Consider the following 17,194-nt stretch of genomic DNA (forward strand, 5'->3'; position numbering starts at 1 on the left):
TTTTTTGTGCATTCAATAATGGGGAGGAGGCGCTTCGTCTTCCCCCGCCTCGCCCACCAGCCCCTGGACGTCTTCCAGACGCTTGATCAATGCCGCGACCTGAAGCTGCAGTCGCTCAATGCTGCGCTGCTGCTCGACCACCACATCGTTGAGAGCCTGCAAAGTGTCATCCTGGAAAGCCTGGCGGCATTCCAGGTCATCCATGCGCGCGTCCAGCTCCATCTAGGCCTCCCCGGCAAAACGGAAGCCGTCGGTCAGCACCATCCGCAACTTGCCGCGGATCGCCTCGACCTGCTCGGAAGAATAAGGCTGAGCCGGATGGCGCCCCCAGACAGGGCCGGGCCAGGCGTCGTCGCCACGTCGCCGGACGATCACGTGCATGTGGAGCTGGCTGACCACATTGCCCAGGTTAGCGACATTCATCTTGTCCGCACGGAAGGTGTCCTTGAGCACCTCTGCCAGCAGCGTGGCCTCGCGCCACAGCGCCTGCTGGTCATCGACATCGAGCTGGAACAGCTCGGTGACATCCTCCCGCCTCGGCACCAGGATGAACCACGGATAGCGGGCATCGTTCATCAGCAGCAGGCGGCTGAGGGGAAAGTCGCCGAGCAACAGGGTGTCCTGCTCCAGCCGGGGATCCAAAGCGAACATACTGACCTCTCCTGTTCGACCGTCATTCATGGACAGCTTAGCCCCTCCTTCCGAGAAGGGACCCGCCGTAACTGCCGCGCAGGATACTTCGCCGCCCGGCCAAAGCAAGCCCGCACATCCGCCCGCCCCAGCTTGGCGCGCCTCTCCAGCCGAACGCCCCATAAGATGCCGGTCGAATGAATACAGCGCGACGCCGAACAGGAGACATGCCGTGGATACAAACGCATTCGCCACAGACAACTCGATGGCAACCAACCCTTGAAGCAGACGGATTACAAACAGGTTTCAAGGCATGATTCGTTTGCTTTCAAACAGAATAGTTTCGCTCTCGCAGAGACCAACTGGAATACATAGGCGAAGCCGTTTTCCAATTTGTGCACGGAGTTTGCTTATACCTCTTTCATCACAGTAAGAGGGGTCGCACGGAACATGACATTTTTATTACAAGACCCCGCCAATCGGGAAAAGCGACTTGAGAAGCGACCTCAACAAGAGTGACCAAGCCCGCGACATACGTCATTTTTTCAACTGCTCACCTACGCAGATGCGACATACGTCATGCAATTTTGCGACAACACCGTAAAGAATCCGTCGCTTCGAAACCTCAACTATCGCCAAGAAACACTGCGTGCTATAAGTTAGCGCCGACAAGAAGAACTAGCCGTCACTGCGGCACTGTGATGGCAGAGATAATTTCAAAACCAAAGGAGCAATCACAATGAAAGTGATGAAGTGGAGCGCCATTGCACTGGCGGTTTCCGCAGGTAGCACTCAGTTCGCCGTGGCCGACGCATTCGTCAGCGATCAGGCCGAAGCGAAGGGGTTCATCGAAGACAGCAGCCTCGACCTGCTGCTCCGCAACTACTATTTCAACCGTGACGGCAAGGAAGGTCGGGGCGATCGCGTCGATTGGACCCAGGGCTTCCTCACCACCTACGAATCCGGCTTCACTCAAGGCACCGTGGGCTTCGGCGTCGATGCCTTCGGCTACCTGGGCCTGAAGCTCGACGGTACCTCGGACAAGACCGGCACCGGCAACCTGCCGGTGATGAACGACGGCAAGCCGCGCGACGACTACAGCCGCGCTGGCGGCGCCCTGAAGGTGCGCATTTCCAAGACCATGCTGAAGTGGGGCGAAATGCAACCTACCGCGCCGGTCTTCGCCGCCGGCGGCAGCCGCCTGTTCCCGCAGACCGCGACCGGCTTCCAACTGCAGAGCAGTGAATTCGAAGGGCTCGATCTCGAAGCGGGCCACTTCACCGAAGGCAAGCAGGGCACCACCACCAAGTCGCGCGGCGAACTCTACGCAACCTATGCAGGCCAGACCGCCAAGAGCGCGGACTTCGCCGGCGGCCGCTACGCGATCACCGACAATCTCAGCGCCTCCCTGTATGGCGCCGAATTGAAAGACATCTATCGCCAGTATTACCTGAACACCAACTACACAATCCCGCTGGCATCCGACCAGTCGCTGGGCTTCGACTTCAACATCTACCGCACCACCGATGAAGGCAAAGCCAAGGCCGGCGACATCAGCAACACCGCCTGGTCCCTGGCCGGCGCGTACACCCTGGACGCGCACACCTTCACCCTGGCCTACCAGCAGGTGCATGGCGACGAGCCGTTCGACTACATCGGCTTCGGCGAGAACGGTTCCGGCGGCGGCGGTGACTCGATTTTCCTCGCCAACTCCGTGCAGTACTCCGACTTCAACGGCCCCGGCGAGAAATCCTGGCAGGCCCGCTACGACCTGAACATGGCCTCCTACGGCGTTCCCGGCCTGACCTTCATGGTTCGTTACATCAACGGTAAGGACATCGACGGCACCAAGGTCGACTCCAGTTCCTCCTACGCGGGCCTGTACGGCGAGGACGGCAAGCACCACGAGACCAACCTGGAAGCCAAGTACGTCGTCCAGGCCGGCCCGGCCAAGGACCTGTCGTTCCGTATCCGCCAGGCCTGGCACCGCGCCAATGCCGACGAGGGTGAAGGCGACCAGAACGAGTTCCGCCTGATCGTCGACTATCCGCTGTCGATCCTGTAATCGACCGACAGGCAACGAAAAAACCCGGCATCGCCGGGTTTTTTCTTCTCGGCGGCAACGCGCCTATAAAGGAAGGGCGTAGGTACCGGTCACATGGGCCACCAGGTCTTCCTCATTACTCTGCGAAAACACTCCGACCTCGCAGACGACCTGGCGCCGCCCCAGCTTGAGGATGCTCGCCTCGGCCAACAGGTCCTCGGGCCTGGGCTTGCTGAGGAAGTTGATGTTCAGGTTCGAGGTCACGGCCATCTCGACCGCCCCGAGACGCCCGAGAATGACCGCGTACATCACCGCGTCGGCCAGCGCCATGATGGTCGGGCCGGACAACGTTCCACCGGGACGCACCAGCTTGCCGTGAAAAGGTATGCGCGCCAGCGCATGTCGTTCGTCGAGACGCTCGACACGAAAATCGATGTCCTCGGCCATGGGCAGCCCCATGCGGATCAACGCCTGTACCTGCGCCGCGTTCATTGCCTGCTGACTCCTCATCATCGATGGCCGGCGCCCTGTACGCAGCCAGACCGGCACCGTACAATGCCCAGCCATTCCTCCCGATACAACCGACATAACGGCCAAAGATGCGTACCAGTCAGTATCTGCTTTCCACGCTCAAAGAAACCCCCGCCGACGCGGTGGTAATCAGCCATCAACTGCTGCTTCGCGCCGGCATGATCCGTCGCCTGGCCTCGGGTCTCTACACCTGGCTGCCAATGGGCCTGCGGGTACTGCGCAAGGTCGAGACCATCGTCCGCGAGGAAATGAACGCTGCCGGCGCCCTGGAAGTGCTGATGCCGGCGGTGCAGCCGGCCGAGCTGTGGCAGGAGTCGGGGCGCTGGGAGCAATACGGCCCTGAGCTGCTGCGCCTGAAGGACCGCCACGAGCGCGAATTCTGCGTAGGCCCGACCCACGAAGAAGTGATCACCGACCTCGCGCGCAACGAGCTGAACAGCTACAAGCAACTGCCGATCAACTTCTATCAGATCCAGACCAAATTCCGCGATGAGATCCGCCCGCGCTTCGGCCTGATGCGCGGACGCGAATTCATCATGAAGGACGCCTATTCCTTCCACCTGAGCCAGGACTCGCTGCAGCAGACCTACGACGGGATGTACCAGGCGTACAGCAAGATCTTCTCCCGCCTCGGCCTGGATTTCCGTCCCGTGCAAGCCGACAACGGCTCCATCGGCGGCAGCGACTCCCATGAGTTCCACGTGCTGGCCAACTCCGGCGAGGACGATATCGTCTTCAGCGACAGCTCCGACTACGCCGCGAACATCGAGAAGGCCGAAGCCGTGCCGCGCGAGAGCGCCCGCGGCAGCGCCACCGAGGACATGCGCCTGGTCGACACGCCCAACATCAAGACCATCGCGGCCCTGGTGGACGGCTTCCAGCTACCGATCGAGAAAACCATCAAGACCCTGGTGGTGCATGGCGCCGAAGAAGGCACGCTGGTCGCCCTGATCGTCCGCGGCGATCACGAGCTCAACGAAATCAAGGCCGCCAACCAGCCGCTGGTCGCCAGCCCGCTGGTATTCGCTTCGGAGGCCGAGATCCGTGCCGCCATCGGCGCCGGCCCCGGCTCGCTGGGCCCGGTCAACCTGCCGATCGCCTGCATCGTCGACCGCTCCGTCGCCCTGATGAGCGATTTCGCCGCTGGCGCCAACATCGAGGACAAGCACTACTTCGGCGTGAACTGGGAGCGCGACCTGCCGCTGCCCGAGGTCGCCGACCTGCGCAATGTCGTCGAAGGCGACCCCAGCCCGGACGGCAAGGGCACCCTGGTGATCAAGCGCGGCATCGAGGTCGGTCATATCTTCCAGCTTGGCACCAAGTACAGCGAAGCGATGAAGCTGAACGTCCTGAGCGAACAGGGCAAGCCGGTCAACCTGATCATGGGCTGCTACGGCATCGGCGTATCCCGCGTGGTCGCCGCCGCCATCGAACAGAACCATGACGAGCGTGGCATTCTCTGGCCAAGCGCACTGGCGCCGTTCCAGATCGCCCTGGTACCGCTGAAGTACGAAACCGAGAGCGTCAAGCAGGCGACCGACAAGCTCTATGCCGAGCTGACCGCAGCCGGTTTCGAAGTGCTGCTGGATGATCGCGACAAGAAGACCAGCCCCGGGGTGAAGTTCGCCGACATGGAGCTGATCGGCATTCCCCACCGCATCGTGATCAGCGACCGCGGCCTCAACGAAGGCGTCCTGGAATACAAGGGCCGCCGTGACAGCGAGTCGCAGAACCTGCCGATCGGCGAACTGATGTCGTTCATCACCGAAAAACTCAGCCGCTGAGCGTAACGATGCCCACCGGAAGACCCCTGCGCCTATTCGCCGCCGCCCTGTGCGGCGGCCTTCTGCTGAGCGGCTGCGCCAACCAGTTGCCGCAGCGTAGCGAGCATGAGGAGCGCGTCGAGCGGAAGCTGCTCGAACACACCCTGCAAGTCGATGTCGGCCAGCCCGATGTGCTCGAACTGCCGCAGCGCCGGGTCCGGATCAACGACCAGAAGTCCTTCGAGGTCACCGAGTTCGAGGTGACGCGCCGTTACGACCGCTATACGCCGTACCAGGCCTGGCGGGAGATCTACGAGATCCCGTTGGGCGCGGTGGCGCTGGTGGCCGGCGTCGGAGCGAACATCGTCAACGTGGTGACCTTCGGCAGCGTACCGGACAACATCACCCACGGCTGGATCAACTACGGACTGGCCGGGGTGAATCCGTTCATGAACGTGGAATCCAACGGTCGCGCCGAACAGAATCTCGCGAGCATCGACGAGAAACAGCGCGACAAGCGCCTGGAGTACTCCAGCCTGCCCTGGGCGGAGCGTCCGGTCATGGTCAGTTCCGGCAAGGAACTCAACGAACTGCTTACCGACCGTCATGGCGTGCTGCGCCTCAACCTGCTTGACAGCCCCTTCGCCGAACAGGACATCAGCCGCATCTCGCAGATACATCTTTCGGTGAGCGACCCGCAGGATGGTACCCGCGCCGATGCCAGCCTCCGCGTCAGCCGCAGCCTGCGCGGCAAGCTCCTGGAAGCTCACGCCCTGATCTATGACGACCTGGAAGGCGATGACGTCCACCACTGGGTCCACCGGGTGAAACGCCTCGCGGAGCTGGGCCTGGAAGAAGAAGCCAGCGAACTGGAACAGAGCCTGATCGAACTCACGCGCAACGACCCCGAACTGCAGCAGCAGTTCATGCATGCCCTGCTCCGGGATGCCGGACGCCTGGCCGCGGACCCTGGCGAGACGCCCTGACGGCGAACTCGCCTCGTCAGCGACGGACGACGAAGCCAGCGATCCCCTGCAGCGGCATTTGCTCGACCTCGACCGCAGAGACCTCCGCGTGCCGCGGGCCCCGCCCCAGCCATCGCTCCAGGGCTTTCGCCCGGTCCTCCTCGCCCTCCCAGACGACCTCGACACGCCCGTCATCCAGGTTTCGCACCCAACCGTCGAGTTCGAGGCGATCAGCCTCTTCCCGGGTCGCCTGACGGAAACCGACGCCCTGTACCCGGCCGCCGACATAGGCATGCAAGCAGATCCTCGCCATCAGCGTCCCTCCCGCAAAGCCTCGAGCTGTTTCAATATGCCATCGGCCGTCTGCTCGCCCAGCAGACGCTGACGCATTTCCCCCCGAGCATCGACGATATAGGTGACAGGCAACGCTTCGCTGCGAGGGAGCTTGAAGCGAGGCGCCGGATCATCGGCCAGCACGGTGAAGCGAATCCCCATGCCATCGGCCGACTTCTTCAACTCGGCATCGCGCAAGCCATCGAAATTCACGCCAATGACGCGCCCGCCCTGCCCTTCCAGCACCTGCGCAAGGCGATTCATCTCCGGAATCTCGGTCCGGCAGGGCGCGCACCAGTCAGCCCAGTAATTGACCACCAGCCAATGCCCGTCCAACTGCTCCGCAGCGACAGGACGCCCGTCCTGGTCGACTCCGTAATCCGCCGAACAGCCCGCGAGAAACAACACCGCAGCAGCGCCCAGCGGGCGTAGCCAACTCCCCATGTCAGGAACCTCTCGAGTCAGGAAAACATCGGCCGGACCAGGGCAACCCGGCGCGGCACTATGGCGAGACCTTACTGGAAGCCATCCACCTCTGCAAAACCGAGTGGAGACGAATATGGGAAGAAGAAGCCCCGATACTTCCTACAAGGCACAAAGTGCGAGAAGAGTCACGACGATCGCCGTCGAACCGCACAGTTTGACGCAAAGGACCACCCCTATAATCCGCGTGCCACACACGACGCGACGACTCAACCGGCCGTATGCCCAGGCATCGGCAGGATCGACTTGGGGAGAAGTCGAGAGCGACGAGTCCGAAGCCCTTTTAAACGGACACACTGCTGCTTATGAAAGACCATCTGATCGGAAGCGTCCCCGCACACCTGGTGGATGCCGCACGCCCGACCCTGACAGCCCACGAGGGCCTGGTCGCGGACTACAACATTGCCGCCTGGCTACATCTTCCGGATGCCTGCGACCTGCTGGTATCACTGGTGGTCAGCTATCTGGATGGCGGGCGCCAGCGCGAAGTGGCGGTGGATCACGGACGAATCGACCGCCAGCAACGCATCCTGCTTTCCGGCATTGCCCGTCTACCCGTACGGCAGAAAGTGGAGAACATGCAGGTACGCCTGAAGTCGGCGACGGCCTTTTCCCGACTGGTCGTGGAGGAGTTCTTCGTACAAGCGGTGGAGCAGGAAAACAGGACCCAGCAGCTGTCCGAAGCTTGAGCCGGATCGCTCAGCCCTGGCGCACCTGATCGAGCAGGGGTTCGTCCCGCGCTTTCTCAGGCGACGGTTCGCTGACGCTGCGCGCCGGCACCAGCGACTCCGGCCAACTGCTGAACTGCAGCCCGGTAATCCGGTTCAAACGCTCAAGCGCTGCCTGCTCATCCTTGTGATGCAAATGGACGACCTTGTTCGACATTGGGAGCATGAACGGGAACCTCGGCGGAACTACGGAGTGAAACGACTGTCACACGAGGGTTTGCCAGAAGCGTGCCAACAGCGCTTTCCCTGCGCTTGCTGGGATTCCTCCGGCAGAATGCAGCGCCTCATGCACATCGTTCGCCGCAAACTGACACTTTACGTCACCTTCACTCCCGAGGTTCCGTCCGCCAGCCAATGGGCCAGGCTTTCTCCGAACAGCGCCTCCTGCTCCACCTGCAAGCGCTCCATGGCCTGCTGGAACGGCGGATACCACGCCTCGTCCAGATTCGCAGGCATGCGCTCTCGGCTAGGCATGGGCCAGGGGCAGCGATTCAGCAAGCGGTGCAGACTGTAGGTGCCAAGATCCCGGCACAGCACCCACTCGCCTCCGCCGGCGCGGCAGACGAACTGCTCCTTCTCGAGAAAGTCCAGCAGTTCCTCCCACTCATCCTCGGGCAACAGCCAACCCGCACGATGCAAGTGGGTCAGGCGCAGCGATTGTCCAAGCTGCTGGCGTTGGTGGAACACCCTCAGAACGCCGAGCAGGACGATCAGCTTGGGCAGCGAGCGCCGCCGCCAGAGACGGGAAGAAGAGAGATTGCAGACCAGCACCGCGCCGAACAGAACGATCATCCAGGAAAGATAGATCCACAACAGGAAGATAGGCACGGTGGCGAAGGCACCGTAGATCAACTGGTAGCCGGGAAATAGGCTTACGTACAGCCCGAACAGGGTTTTCGCGGCTTCGAACAGTACCGCGGTGAACACGCCGCCCATCAGGGCATGGCGCACCGGAACCCGGGCGTTCGGGACCGCCGAATAGAGCAGGGTGAAGGCCGCCACGCTGAACGCCAGCGGCATCAGCCCCAGCAGCGTCTCCGCGCCCGGCAACGCGTCCGGGCCATGGAGCAGCGACAGCGAAGTGATGTAGGTGGTCACGGCGAAGCCGGCCCCGAGCAACAATGGGCCCAGGCTGAGGATCGCCCAGTAGAGGAGGAACCGCCCTACACCCCGGCGTGGCTGGCGAACCCGCCAGATCTCGTTGAAGGCTTTCTCGATGGTCACCAGCATGGTGAAGGCGGTGACTGCCAGAAAGACCACCCCGACCCAGGTCAGGTGCCGGGCCTGGGTGGTGAAACTCTTCAGGTAGGTTTCCACCGCTTCTCCAGCAGAAGGCACGAAATTGCGAAAGATGAAAGTCTGGATCGACTCGCCCATGCCATGGAATGCCGGAATCAGCGAAAGCATGGAAAACATCACCGTCATCATCGGCACTACCGCGAACAACGTGGTGTAGGTCAGCGCCGCCGCGCTGTTGGGAGCCTTGTCGGTGACGAAGCGATGAGCGAGGAAGCGAGCGAACTCGACCCCATCGTTGAAATGTTCGCGCATGCCCTCTCCTTGAAGTCGCGCCGGTTCTTCGCCTCTCGGGGCGGTACTTCGCGCCGACGGGTTCAGTCCTGGTCGACGAGGCGGTTAGAATAGCCGTCACTTCACCGGCCATGCGACCCCTGACATGAGCGAACTGATCCTGTTGCACAATCCGCGCTGCTCGAAATCCCGCGCAGCGCTCGAACTGCTCGAAGCCCGCGGCCTGCAACCGCAGGTGGTGCGCTATCTGGAAACCCCGCCGAGCGCCGGCGAGCTGAAAGCGATCCTGGCCAAGCTCGGCATTCCCGCCCGCCAGTTGCTGCGGACCGGGGAGGACGAATACAAGGCCCTCGGCCTGGATGAGCCCAGTCTTGGCGAAGAGGCCATCATCGAGGCAATGGCCAGGCATCCGAAGCTGATCGAGCGTCCGGTGCTGGTCGCGGGTGACAAGGCGGTGGTTGGCCGGCCTCCGGAAAGAGTCCTGGAGATCCTCGTTTGAGCAGTCCCTACATCCTGGTGCTGTACTACAGTCGCCATGGCGCTACCGCGGAAATGGCCCGGCAGATCGCCCGTGGCGTCGAACAAGGCGGCTTCGAGGCGCGCGTACGCACGGTTCCCGCGGTATCCACCGAATGCGAAGCGGTCGCCCCGGACATCCCCGCGGAGGGGGCGCTGTACGCAACCCTGGAGGACCTGAAGAACTGCGCAGGCCTGGCCCTCGGCAGCCCGACCCGCTTCGGCAACATGGCTTCCCCGCTGAAATACTTCCTCGACGGTACCAGTAGCCTGTGGCTGACCGGCGGCCTGGTCGGCAAGCCGGCAGCGGTCTTCACCTCCACCGCCAGCCTGCACGGCGGCCAGGAGACCACTCAGTTATCGATGCTGCTGCCATTGCTGCACCACGGCATGCTGGTCCTGGGCATTCCCTACAGCGAACCCGCCCTGCTGGAAACCCGCGGCGGCGGCACGCCTTACGGCGCCAGCCACTTCGCCGGCGCCGATGGCAAGCGCAGCCTCGATGAGCACGAACTGACCCTGTGTCGCGCGCTGGGCAAACGCCTGGCGGAAACCGCCGGCAAGCTGGGGAGTTGAAATGGCCCGCAAGAACAAACCGCTGCCCGAAGTAGCGTGGCTGCAGCCGCGCCTGGCGCTCAGCCGCGCCATCAGCCTGGGAAGCTTCGTCGGCCTGGTCCTGCTCATCCTCATTCGCGACCTGATCTACGCGGACGCCCATGGTGCGGCGAGCTGGGTGCCCTGGCTGGTCCTCGCCTTCAAGCTGCTGCCGCTGCTGGTGGTGGCCCCCGGACTGCTCATGGGCAGCGCGCGCGGGCATGCCTGGGCCTGCTACGTGGTCAACCTGTATTTCATCCTCGGCGTACTCGCCGCCTTCGATCCCACGCAGCGCCTGTTCGGCTGGGCCGAAGTGCTACTCAGCGTGACCTTGTTCTGCGCCGCGCTGCTCTATACGCGCTGGCGATTCCAGTACGACCGCAGGGTCGCCGGGGAACGCTGATGGTAAGGCAGGAGCCCCCTCCTGCCCTGCCTGCGCCGCTTTCCAGTGCCGACCAATCTGCCACTGCCGGTAAGCCTGCGGACAGCCAGCGCTCCGGTATTGCCGGCGCATGGATGGAGAGACGGATAGAAGGCGGTCACTTCCTGCCGCAAGCGAAACCCAAGGACTGCAGCACGGCCATGCGGGAGTTCGCCGACGGACTGTCGACGCTTACCAGCCGAGGGTTTCCTTGAGGAAAGGAATGGTCAGCTTGCGCTGAGCCTGGAGCGAAGCGCGATCCAGTTGCTCCAGCAGATCGAACAGAGAGTTCATGCTGCGCGAACCGCGGTTGAGGATGAAACGACCGACTTCATCGGTCAGATGCAAGCCACGACGGGATGCCCGCAGTTGCAGGGCACGAAGCTTGTCCTCGTCGGAAAGACCGTGCAACTGGAAGATCAGCGCCATGGTGAGGCGGGACTTCAGGTCCGGCAGCTTGACCTGCAGCTCCCGGGGCGACTTCGATGCCGCCAGCAGCAGGCGCCGACCGGTATCGCGCAGTCGATTGAACAGGTGGAACAGCCCCTCTTCCCACTCTCGCTTGCCAACCAGCACATCCAGGTCGTCGATGCAGACCAGCTCGCACTGCTCGAGATCGTCGAAGATTTCCGGGCCGTACTGCACCAGATCGGCCATCGGTAGGTAGATGGTTCGCTCTTCGAACTGCTCGAAACGCAAGCAGGCCGCCTGCAACAGGTGGCTGCGGCCGACGCCGTCGTGCCCCCAGAGGTAGATGAGGCTTTCCGCCCAGCCAGCCTCGGCTTCGCACAAACGCTCGACATATCCCAGTGCCGCGGCATTGGCACCGGGATAGTAGTTGGCGAAGGTGGCGTCGTCGCGCAGACGCACACTGAGGGGAAGCTGAATAGGTTTCATGCCAGGCTGGGCGGACAATCCGAAAACGCCGCAGGAGTCACCGTAAAGGCTGCAAAGTTTATACGCCTAGGCAAGGCCGCACAATGAGCAACTAGGCAAGCAAAATCAAAGGTTTGCCGATAGCCGAGGCTCCTTGCCCAGAGCATCGGCCGGTCGCGCGCCGGCCCGCTCCGTTGCATAGGAGCGGATCGGCGCGCCGGCTCACTGCCAGCGGAAATTCAGTTGGGTCGACGACGGCACCGCCGCGCTGGGCGCTGCGGGCTGGCCGGAGGCATCCACCGGCACGCTGTCGGCCGGGACTTCCTGCAACTGCGCCAGGCCCAGCTGGGCACGCAATTGCTCGGGACTGGCCTTCACGGAATAGTCGAGGCGGTCGCCCCGCACGCCTACCAGGCGCGCGCCGAACGGATCGAGCAGGCGTTGCAACTCGGCATAGCGTGCCAGTGTCGCGCCCTGGACCTGAAGGGTCAGGCCGGTCGCCGCTCCCGGCGTGGCAACGAAACGGGTAGACAGGCGGTTGCCGACGGCCAGCATCACGCTGTCTGCCAACGCGTCGGGCGTAGCGCCTTCAGCCTGGCCTTGCTCCCGCGAATCGCCCATCCACAGCCGCCATTGCGCCTGCCATTTGCCGTCCGCCTCCTTGGCGTCCACTGCCAGCAAGGCATCGGCGGCATAACGCTCGGAGGCTGCGCGCAGGGCATCGGGTTGGGCGGCGGTGAGGTTCTCCGGGGTACCGACGATCTGTTCGTCGAGATCCGCCAGAGGCAGGCGCAACGGCAAGCCGCGGTTCTGCGCCGCACGCTTGAGCGGTTCGGCCGAGGCCTGGTTGTCACCGACCAGGGTGCTGCCATCGGCGCTTTCGTTCAGCCACCAGGCCAGCACCGCCGGGCGGTTGGCGCCCCAGCTCGGCAGGCCGGCGGCCCGCAGCGCATTACCGGTGGCGGTCGGATCGAAATCGACCACCAGCGCCAGCGGCGGACCATTTTCGAAGGCGTACTGGCTGATCAGTTGCTGCGGATCCTTCAGGTACCCCGCCAATGCCGGGTTCTGCGGCGCCTGCGGATTGCCGGTCAGGCGCACCAGCAGGGTCTGCAGGGCTCGCACCAGTCCGGCATCGCGCTCCCCGGGCTGCTGCGACGAAACCGGCTCGTGGACCTGGTAGAGATTGGGGACCGTTGCCGCGAAGACGGGCAAGCCTAGCAGGGAAAAACAGAGAACGAAGAGTCGGGCTATGCGCATGGGGGGCTCTCGACGAACGGATGGGAACGGCGGCGACGAGCTGTGAAGGCCGCGCAAGTGGACCTATACCTTAAACAGCAGTCCGTCCAGCGGCAACCGAGATGGCCGCTGCGTGGCAAGCCTGATAAAATCGCGCGCCTTCAAAACCGGCAAACAGCGTTGCACGCCTGGGCGGCCGGCCGATCTCCGAATTACCCCTATAGGCCTGGATTTATGAGCAGCAAGCAACCCTCGTTGAGCTACAAGGACGCTGGTGTGGACATCGACGCCGGCGAAGCCCTGGTGGAACGCATCAAAGGCGTGGCCAAGCGCACCGCACGCCCGGAAGTGATGGGCGGCCTCGGCGGCTTCGGCGCCCTCTGCGAAATCCCGGCCGGCTACAAGCAGCCGGTGCTGGTATCCGGCACCGACGGGGTGGGCACCAAGCTGCGCCTGGCGCTCAACCTGAACAAGCACGACAGCATCGGCCAGGACCTGGTGGCGATGTGCGTCAACGACCTGGTGGTCTGCGGCGCCGAGCCGCTGTTCTTTCTCGACTACTACGCCACCGGCAAGCTCAACGTCGACGTCGCCGCCACCGTAGTCACCGGCATCGGTGCCGGTTGCGAACTGGCGGGCTGTTCCCTGGTCGGCGGCGAGACCGCCGAAATGCCCGGCATGTACGAAGGCGAAGACTATGACCTGGCCGGCTTCTGCGTCGGCGTCGTGGAAAAGGCCGAGATCATCGACGGCTCCAGGGTCCAGGCCGGCGACGCGCTTATCGCCCTGCCCTCCTCCGGCCCACACTCCAACGGCTACTCCCTGATCCGCAAGATCATCGAGGTTTCCGGCGCCGACATCGAGCAGGTCCAACTCGACGGCAAGCCGCTGGCCGACCTGCTGATGGCGCCGACCCGCATCTACGTCAAGCCGCTGCTGCAACTGATCAAGCAGACCGGCGCGGTCAAGGCCATGGCTCACATTACCGGCGGCGGCCTGCTGGACAACATCCCGCGCGTCCTGCCGGACAACGCCCAGGCCGTGATCGATGTCGCCAGCTGGAACCGTCCGGCGGTATTCGACTGGCTGCAGGAACAGGGCAACGTCGACGAGACCGAGATGCATCGCGTACTCAACTGCGGCGTCGGCATGGTCATCTGCGTGGCCCAGAGCGACGCCGAGAAAGCCCTGGAAGTCCTGCGTGCCGCCGGCGAGCAACCCTGGCAGATCGGTCGCATCGAAACCTGCGGCGCGGACGCCGAGCGCGTGGTCCTGAACAATCTGAAAAACCACTGATGCCGAAACTCTGCAATGTCGTGGTGCTGATTTCCGGCTCCGGCAGCAACCTGCAGGCGCTGATCGACAGCCTCCGGGACGGCGCCACGCCGGCCCGGATCCGCGCGGTGATCTCCAACCGCGCGGACGCCTATGGCCTGGAACGCGCACGCCAGGCCGGCATCCAGACCGAGGTGCTCGATCACAAGGCCTATGCCGATCGCGAAAGCTTCGACCAGGCCCTGGCACAACGGATCGATGCCCATGAACCGCACCTGGTGATCCTTGCCGGGTTCATGCGCATCCTCAGCGCCGATTTCGTTCGCCATTACCAGGGGCGACTGCTGAATATCCATCCCTCGTTGCTGCCGCGCCACAAAGGGCTGCATACCCATCAACGCGCCCTCGAAGCCGGCGACCGCGAGCACGGTTGCAGCGTGCACTTCGTGACGGAGGAACTCGATGGGGGGCCACTGGTCGTACAGGCAGTAATCCCGGTAGAGTCGCAAGATACGCCGGAACGCCTGGCCAGACGGGTTCACGAGGAAGAACACCGGATCTACCCGCTGGCCATGCGCTGGTTCGCCGAGGGCCGCTTGCGCCTGGGCGAACAGGGCGCCCTGCTGGATGGCCAGGCCCTGCCTGCCACCGGCCATCAGATTCGCACCAAGGAGATTCGCAATGCGTAAAGCCATGCTGTTCCTGCTGACGCTGCTGACCCTGCCGGCCTATGCCTTCGAGCTGAAGCCGTTCACCGCCAGCTATACCGCCGACTGGAAACAGATGCCCATCAGCGGCAATGCCTCCCGCAGCCTGAAGGCTCTCGGCGACGGCCGCTGGCAACTGGACTTCGAGGCCTCCATGCTGCTGGCCAGTCTCAACGAAGTCAGCACCTTCAAGGTCGAGAACGACACCTTCCTGCCGCAGACCTACCGCTTCGCCCGCCAGGGTCTGGGCAAAGGCAAGCAGATCGAGCTGGACTTCGACTGGTCGCAGAAGCAGGTGCTCGGCAGCGACCGCGGCGATGCGGTGCGGCAACCCCTGAATCGCGGTCAACTGGACAAGTCCACCTATCAACTGGTCCTGCAGCATGACGTTGCCGACGGCAAGAAGAGCATGAGCTACCAGATCATCGAGGGCGAGGATGTCGATACCTACGACTTCCGGGTTCTCGGCGAGGAAAAGGTACGCACCCAGGCCGGCCTGATCAACGCGATCAAGGTCGAGCGCGTGCGTGATCCGGGCAAGAGCAACCGCAAGACCATCCTCTGGTTCGCCAAGGACTGGGACTACCTGCTGGTCCGTCTGTACCAGATGGAAACCGATGGCAAGGAATACCAGATCATGCTCAAGGAAGGCACCATCGACGGCAAGACCGTCACTGGCGAAAAGAGCTGATCCCCCCTCCCACGAAAAGCCGGGCCATTGCCCGGTTTTTTATTGCCCGCGGATCAGCCGCAGGCCTGGTGCTCGCGGCAGATCAGTTCGGCATCGGCAGCGCTCAACGGCTCCCCGGTTAGACCGCAGAAGGGCGAGCCCGCACGCCGTTGATGGAACCGGCAGGACCGACAAAGGCCGAAACCAGGCACATCCTCCTGACGCTGGATGACGACCAGAAGATCACGCAACAAGCCTTGCAAGTGTTCGCCCTTCTCGCCCAGTGCCGTGACGGCCTGCTCGAGGAACTGCGGCGGAATCACCGCTTCGATCAGCGAGCGCCCCGCATCGGTCAGCCGCAGATGAACGCTGCGCCGATCCCGCGCATCCGGCAGCTTGCTGATCAGCCCCCTCCCTTCCAGCACCTTGAGCGATTGCGACACTGTGCCCTTGGTCAAGCCGAGGTATTCGGTCACGCCCAGCGGAGTATCCGAATAGCGATTACAACGCGCCAGGTAATGCAAGGCGCTCAACTGCACCGGCTGCAGCTCAGCCACCAGCGGCTGCTCGCGGGACCAGGCACGCATCAGGCTGGTCAGCCTTTCCAGATAATCGTAAAGGGCGATGGCGGACATGGGATACCTCCTTGCCAATATAGTATCGACTAAAAACATGTTTGACAAAGAGGTCACCTCTTGTTTAGGCTGAAAAAGTATCGTATCGATACTAAATTCCTACAGGAGAATCAGCATGACCAAAGCCATCTACTACCACGCCGGCTGCGCAATCTGTGTCGAAGCCGAACGTTCCTTGCTGCCATTGCTCGATCGCAAGCAGGTGGACATCGAAGTGGTCCATCTCGCCGAACAATCGGCACGCATCGCCGAGGCGGAAAAGGTCGGGGTCAAGTCGGTTCCTGCCCTGGTTGTCGACGGACAGGTACTGCACCTTAACTTCGGTGCGGCGCTCAGCGATCTGAAATAAGGAGAACGGCCATGGAGGTGAAGATCTTCGACACCCATGTGCGAACCCGCGACGGCCGCTACCTGCACTTCGATGTCCTGGTCACGGAGGAGCTGGGGGCTCGCGCCGGCGAGTTCGCTCGACGCTGGCTCGCCGGAAGAGGCATAGACGAGGCCGATATCAGCCAGGGGCATTGCAGCTACTGCCATAGCGAGATTGCGACAGCAGAGGTTGCCGAAGCCATTCGGCTCCATGGCCATTACATCCTTCCCCTGGAAGGCTGTTGAGGCCAATGGACAGCTACCACCCGATCGCCTGCGATCTCCATGACTACCTGGAGATCGCCTGCCTCTACCGCTACCGGTTGCTCCTCGAACTCGAGGACGGTGTTCGCTTCGAAGCCGAGGCGCGCACGACGCATACCCGGGCCGTTCGGCCAGGCGGCGGCAAGGAGGAATACCTTGAGGTGGCCGTCGAAGGAGCGACTCTGCTGCTGCGCCTGGATCGCCTGTTGGCGATTACCGCCCTCACGGAAGCGGCCTTGTTCGGCCGCATACGCCTGAGGGAAGAGGCCTGTTCCAGAGCATCCGGCATGCCACCTTCACACCTTGGAAACTGAAAAGGTTTTTCTCAATTCCAGGGGTATTTGATTAGCCTGCTATTGAAATAGGCTGGATTTGCCTTGATGCAGATCAACCCTGGAGCAGAAAGATGAGTGTGACAGTGACCGAGCGTGACGATGACCACAAATCCCGCGAGCTGCGTGCGCTTGGCCGCCGCTGCTGGGACGTGCATCAGCAGGGACTGCTGGTTGGCGTCTTCCATAACGAGGATGACGCCCACGCCTATCGAATCAAGCTGGAGAAAGAAGAAGAACTGCGGCAGATAGGTAAATCGGCCTGAACCATGCGCCCCCGCGTACTTCG

Annotated in this window: 24 protein-coding genes; 14 read left to right on the plus strand and 10 right to left on the minus strand. The window is 62.9% G+C overall.

Going from position 1 to position 17,194, the window contains the following annotated elements; translation table 11 throughout:
• Window positions 1-12: 12 nt before the first annotated feature.
• Window positions 13-222 carry a SlyX family protein gene (locus AC4OR5_RS22020; protein ID WP_003086099.1) on the minus strand — a complete coding sequence of 70 codons (210 nt, stop codon included), beginning with the start codon at window positions 220-222 and terminating at the stop codon, window positions 13-15.
• The gene (locus AC4OR5_RS22025) at window positions 223-651 is read right to left on the minus strand and encodes an HIT family protein (RefSeq protein WP_003086095.1); all 429 of its coding nucleotides are present in this window, start codon (window positions 649-651) and stop codon (window positions 223-225) included.
• A gap of 718 nt (window positions 652-1,369) precedes the next feature.
• On the opposite strand from AC4OR5_RS22025, the gene AC4OR5_RS22030 reads away from it, so the two are divergent.
• Complete coding sequence (locus tag AC4OR5_RS22030; RefSeq protein WP_003109949.1) at window positions 1,370-2,695, plus strand: OprD family porin; 1,326 nt, start codon at window positions 1,370-1,372, stop codon at window positions 2,693-2,695.
• A 63-nt stretch (window positions 2,696-2,758) separates the two neighbouring features.
• Here AC4OR5_RS22030 and AC4OR5_RS22035 read toward each other — a convergent pair whose 3' ends face one another.
• The gene (locus AC4OR5_RS22035; protein ID WP_058160039.1) at window positions 2,759-3,166 is read right to left on the minus strand and encodes a PaaI family thioesterase; all 408 of its coding nucleotides are present in this window, start codon (window positions 3,164-3,166) and stop codon (window positions 2,759-2,761) included.
• Between the two features lie 107 nt (window positions 3,167-3,273).
• On the opposite strand from AC4OR5_RS22035, the gene AC4OR5_RS22040 reads away from it, so the two are divergent.
• A complete protein-coding gene (locus tag AC4OR5_RS22040; RefSeq protein WP_003134223.1) occupies window positions 3,274-4,989 on the plus strand; it encodes a proline--tRNA ligase in 1,716 nt (571 codons plus the stop codon).
• 8 nt (window positions 4,990-4,997) lie between these two features.
• A complete protein-coding gene (locus AC4OR5_RS22045) occupies window positions 4,998-5,954 on the plus strand; it encodes a hypothetical protein (RefSeq protein WP_003086088.1) in 957 nt (318 codons plus the stop codon).
• A gap of 16 nt (window positions 5,955-5,970) precedes the next feature.
• Here AC4OR5_RS22045 and AC4OR5_RS22050 read toward each other — a convergent pair whose 3' ends face one another.
• Window positions 5,971-6,246, minus strand: coding sequence for an acylphosphatase (locus AC4OR5_RS22050; RefSeq protein ID WP_003102385.1), 276 nt, complete (start codon window positions 6,244-6,246; stop codon window positions 5,971-5,973).
• The gene (locus tag AC4OR5_RS22055) at window positions 6,246-6,710 is read right to left on the minus strand and encodes a TlpA disulfide reductase family protein (RefSeq protein WP_003102387.1); all 465 of its coding nucleotides are present in this window, start codon (window positions 6,708-6,710) and stop codon (window positions 6,246-6,248) included. Before AC4OR5_RS22055 ends, AC4OR5_RS22050 begins: the two co-directional genes overlap by 1 nt.
• Before the next feature lie 344 nt (window positions 6,711-7,054).
• Here AC4OR5_RS22055 and AC4OR5_RS22060 point away from each other — a divergent pair, with 344 nt between their 5' ends.
• Window positions 7,055-7,438 carry a hypothetical protein gene (locus AC4OR5_RS22060; protein ID WP_003102388.1) on the plus strand — a complete coding sequence of 128 codons (384 nt, stop codon included), beginning with the start codon at window positions 7,055-7,057 and terminating at the stop codon, window positions 7,436-7,438.
• Window positions 7,439-7,448: 10 nt separating this feature from the next.
• Here AC4OR5_RS22060 and AC4OR5_RS22065 read toward each other — a convergent pair whose 3' ends face one another.
• Together AC4OR5_RS22065 and AC4OR5_RS22070 are read right to left on the minus strand one after the other, a co-directional pair.
• Entirely contained in the window at window positions 7,449-7,634 is a 186-nt protein-coding gene (locus AC4OR5_RS22065; RefSeq protein ID WP_003112577.1) for a hypothetical protein, read from the minus strand.
• Window positions 7,635-7,792: 158 nt separating this feature from the next.
• A complete protein-coding gene (locus tag AC4OR5_RS22070) occupies window positions 7,793-9,028 on the minus strand; it encodes a YihY family inner membrane protein (protein ID WP_058160038.1) in 1,236 nt (411 codons plus the stop codon).
• A gap of 124 nt (window positions 9,029-9,152) precedes the next feature.
• Here AC4OR5_RS22070 and arsC point away from each other — a divergent pair, with 124 nt between their 5' ends.
• From arsC to AC4OR5_RS22085, 3 genes are read left to right on the plus strand one after another with little or no spacing between them, the layout of a single operon-like run.
• Window positions 9,153-9,506, plus strand: coding sequence for an arsenate reductase (glutaredoxin) (gene arsC / locus AC4OR5_RS22075; RefSeq protein WP_058160037.1), 354 nt, complete (start codon window positions 9,153-9,155; stop codon window positions 9,504-9,506).
• Window positions 9,503-10,099 carry an NAD(P)H:quinone oxidoreductase gene (wrbA, locus tag AC4OR5_RS22080; RefSeq protein ID WP_003102394.1) on the plus strand — a complete coding sequence of 199 codons (597 nt, stop codon included), beginning with the start codon at window positions 9,503-9,505 and terminating at the stop codon, window positions 10,097-10,099. The genes arsC and wrbA overlap by 4 nt, the downstream gene beginning before the upstream one ends.
• Before the next feature lies 1 nt (window position 10,100).
• A complete protein-coding gene (locus tag AC4OR5_RS22085) occupies window positions 10,101-10,520 on the plus strand; it encodes a DUF2069 domain-containing protein (RefSeq protein WP_003086072.1) in 420 nt (139 codons plus the stop codon).
• Between the two features lie 210 nt (window positions 10,521-10,730).
• Here the strand turns inward: AC4OR5_RS22085 and hda are convergent, their stop codons facing one another.
• The gene (hda, locus tag AC4OR5_RS22090) at window positions 10,731-11,435 is read right to left on the minus strand and encodes a DnaA regulatory inactivator Hda (RefSeq protein ID WP_003102398.1); all 705 of its coding nucleotides are present in this window, start codon (window positions 11,433-11,435) and stop codon (window positions 10,731-10,733) included.
• 201 nt (window positions 11,436-11,636) lie between these two features.
• A complete protein-coding gene (locus AC4OR5_RS22095) occupies window positions 11,637-12,674 on the minus strand; it encodes a DUF2066 domain-containing protein (RefSeq protein WP_023099883.1) in 1,038 nt (345 codons plus the stop codon).
• Between the two features lie 213 nt (window positions 12,675-12,887).
• Between AC4OR5_RS22095 and purM the strand changes: the two genes are divergently transcribed.
• The 3 genes from purM to AC4OR5_RS22110 are packed head-to-tail and all read left to right on the plus strand — an operon-like array spanning window position 12,888 to window position 15,326.
• Window positions 12,888-13,949 carry a phosphoribosylformylglycinamidine cyclo-ligase gene (purM, locus tag AC4OR5_RS22100; RefSeq protein WP_003109942.1) on the plus strand — a complete coding sequence of 354 codons (1,062 nt, stop codon included), beginning with the start codon at window positions 12,888-12,890 and terminating at the stop codon, window positions 13,947-13,949.
• The gene (gene purN, locus AC4OR5_RS22105; RefSeq protein ID WP_003102402.1) at window positions 13,949-14,617 is read left to right on the plus strand and encodes a phosphoribosylglycinamide formyltransferase; all 669 of its coding nucleotides are present in this window, start codon (window positions 13,949-13,951) and stop codon (window positions 14,615-14,617) included. The genes purM and purN overlap by 1 nt, the downstream gene beginning before the upstream one ends.
• Complete coding sequence (locus AC4OR5_RS22110) at window positions 14,610-15,326, plus strand: DUF3108 domain-containing protein (protein ID WP_003086061.1); 717 nt, start codon at window positions 14,610-14,612, stop codon at window positions 15,324-15,326. The genes purN and AC4OR5_RS22110 overlap by 8 nt, the downstream gene beginning before the upstream one ends.
• 53 nt (window positions 15,327-15,379) lie before the next feature.
• Here AC4OR5_RS22110 and AC4OR5_RS22115 read toward each other — a convergent pair whose 3' ends face one another.
• Window positions 15,380-15,940, minus strand: a complete 561-nt coding sequence (locus tag AC4OR5_RS22115) for a MarR family winged helix-turn-helix transcriptional regulator (RefSeq protein ID WP_023107110.1) — start codon at window positions 15,938-15,940, stop codon at window positions 15,380-15,382.
• Between the two features lie 115 nt (window positions 15,941-16,055).
• Between AC4OR5_RS22115 and AC4OR5_RS22120 the strand changes: the two genes are divergently transcribed.
• The 4 genes from AC4OR5_RS22120 (at window position 16,056) to AC4OR5_RS22135 (ending at window position 17,171) form a co-directional block, all read left to right on the plus strand.
• Window positions 16,056-16,289 (plus strand): glutaredoxin family protein, encoded by a 234-nt coding sequence (locus AC4OR5_RS22120; RefSeq protein WP_009876024.1) that lies wholly within the window; start codon window positions 16,056-16,058, stop codon window positions 16,287-16,289.
• Window positions 16,290-16,300: 11 nt separating this feature from the next.
• Entirely contained in the window at window positions 16,301-16,555 is a 255-nt protein-coding gene (locus AC4OR5_RS22125) for a DUF2024 family protein (protein WP_003086057.1), read from the plus strand.
• Between the two features lie 5 nt (window positions 16,556-16,560).
• Complete coding sequence (locus tag AC4OR5_RS22130; protein ID WP_003086055.1) at window positions 16,561-16,887, plus strand: Rho-binding antiterminator; 327 nt, start codon at window positions 16,561-16,563, stop codon at window positions 16,885-16,887.
• Between the two features lie 92 nt (window positions 16,888-16,979).
• On the plus strand, window positions 16,980-17,171 hold the full coding sequence (locus tag AC4OR5_RS22135) for a hypothetical protein (protein WP_003454532.1): 192 nt from the start codon (window positions 16,980-16,982) through the stop codon (window positions 17,169-17,171).
• The last annotated feature ends 23 nt before the right edge of the window (window positions 17,172-17,194 follow it).

Source organism: Pseudomonas sp. YA1, assembly GCF_058680555.1.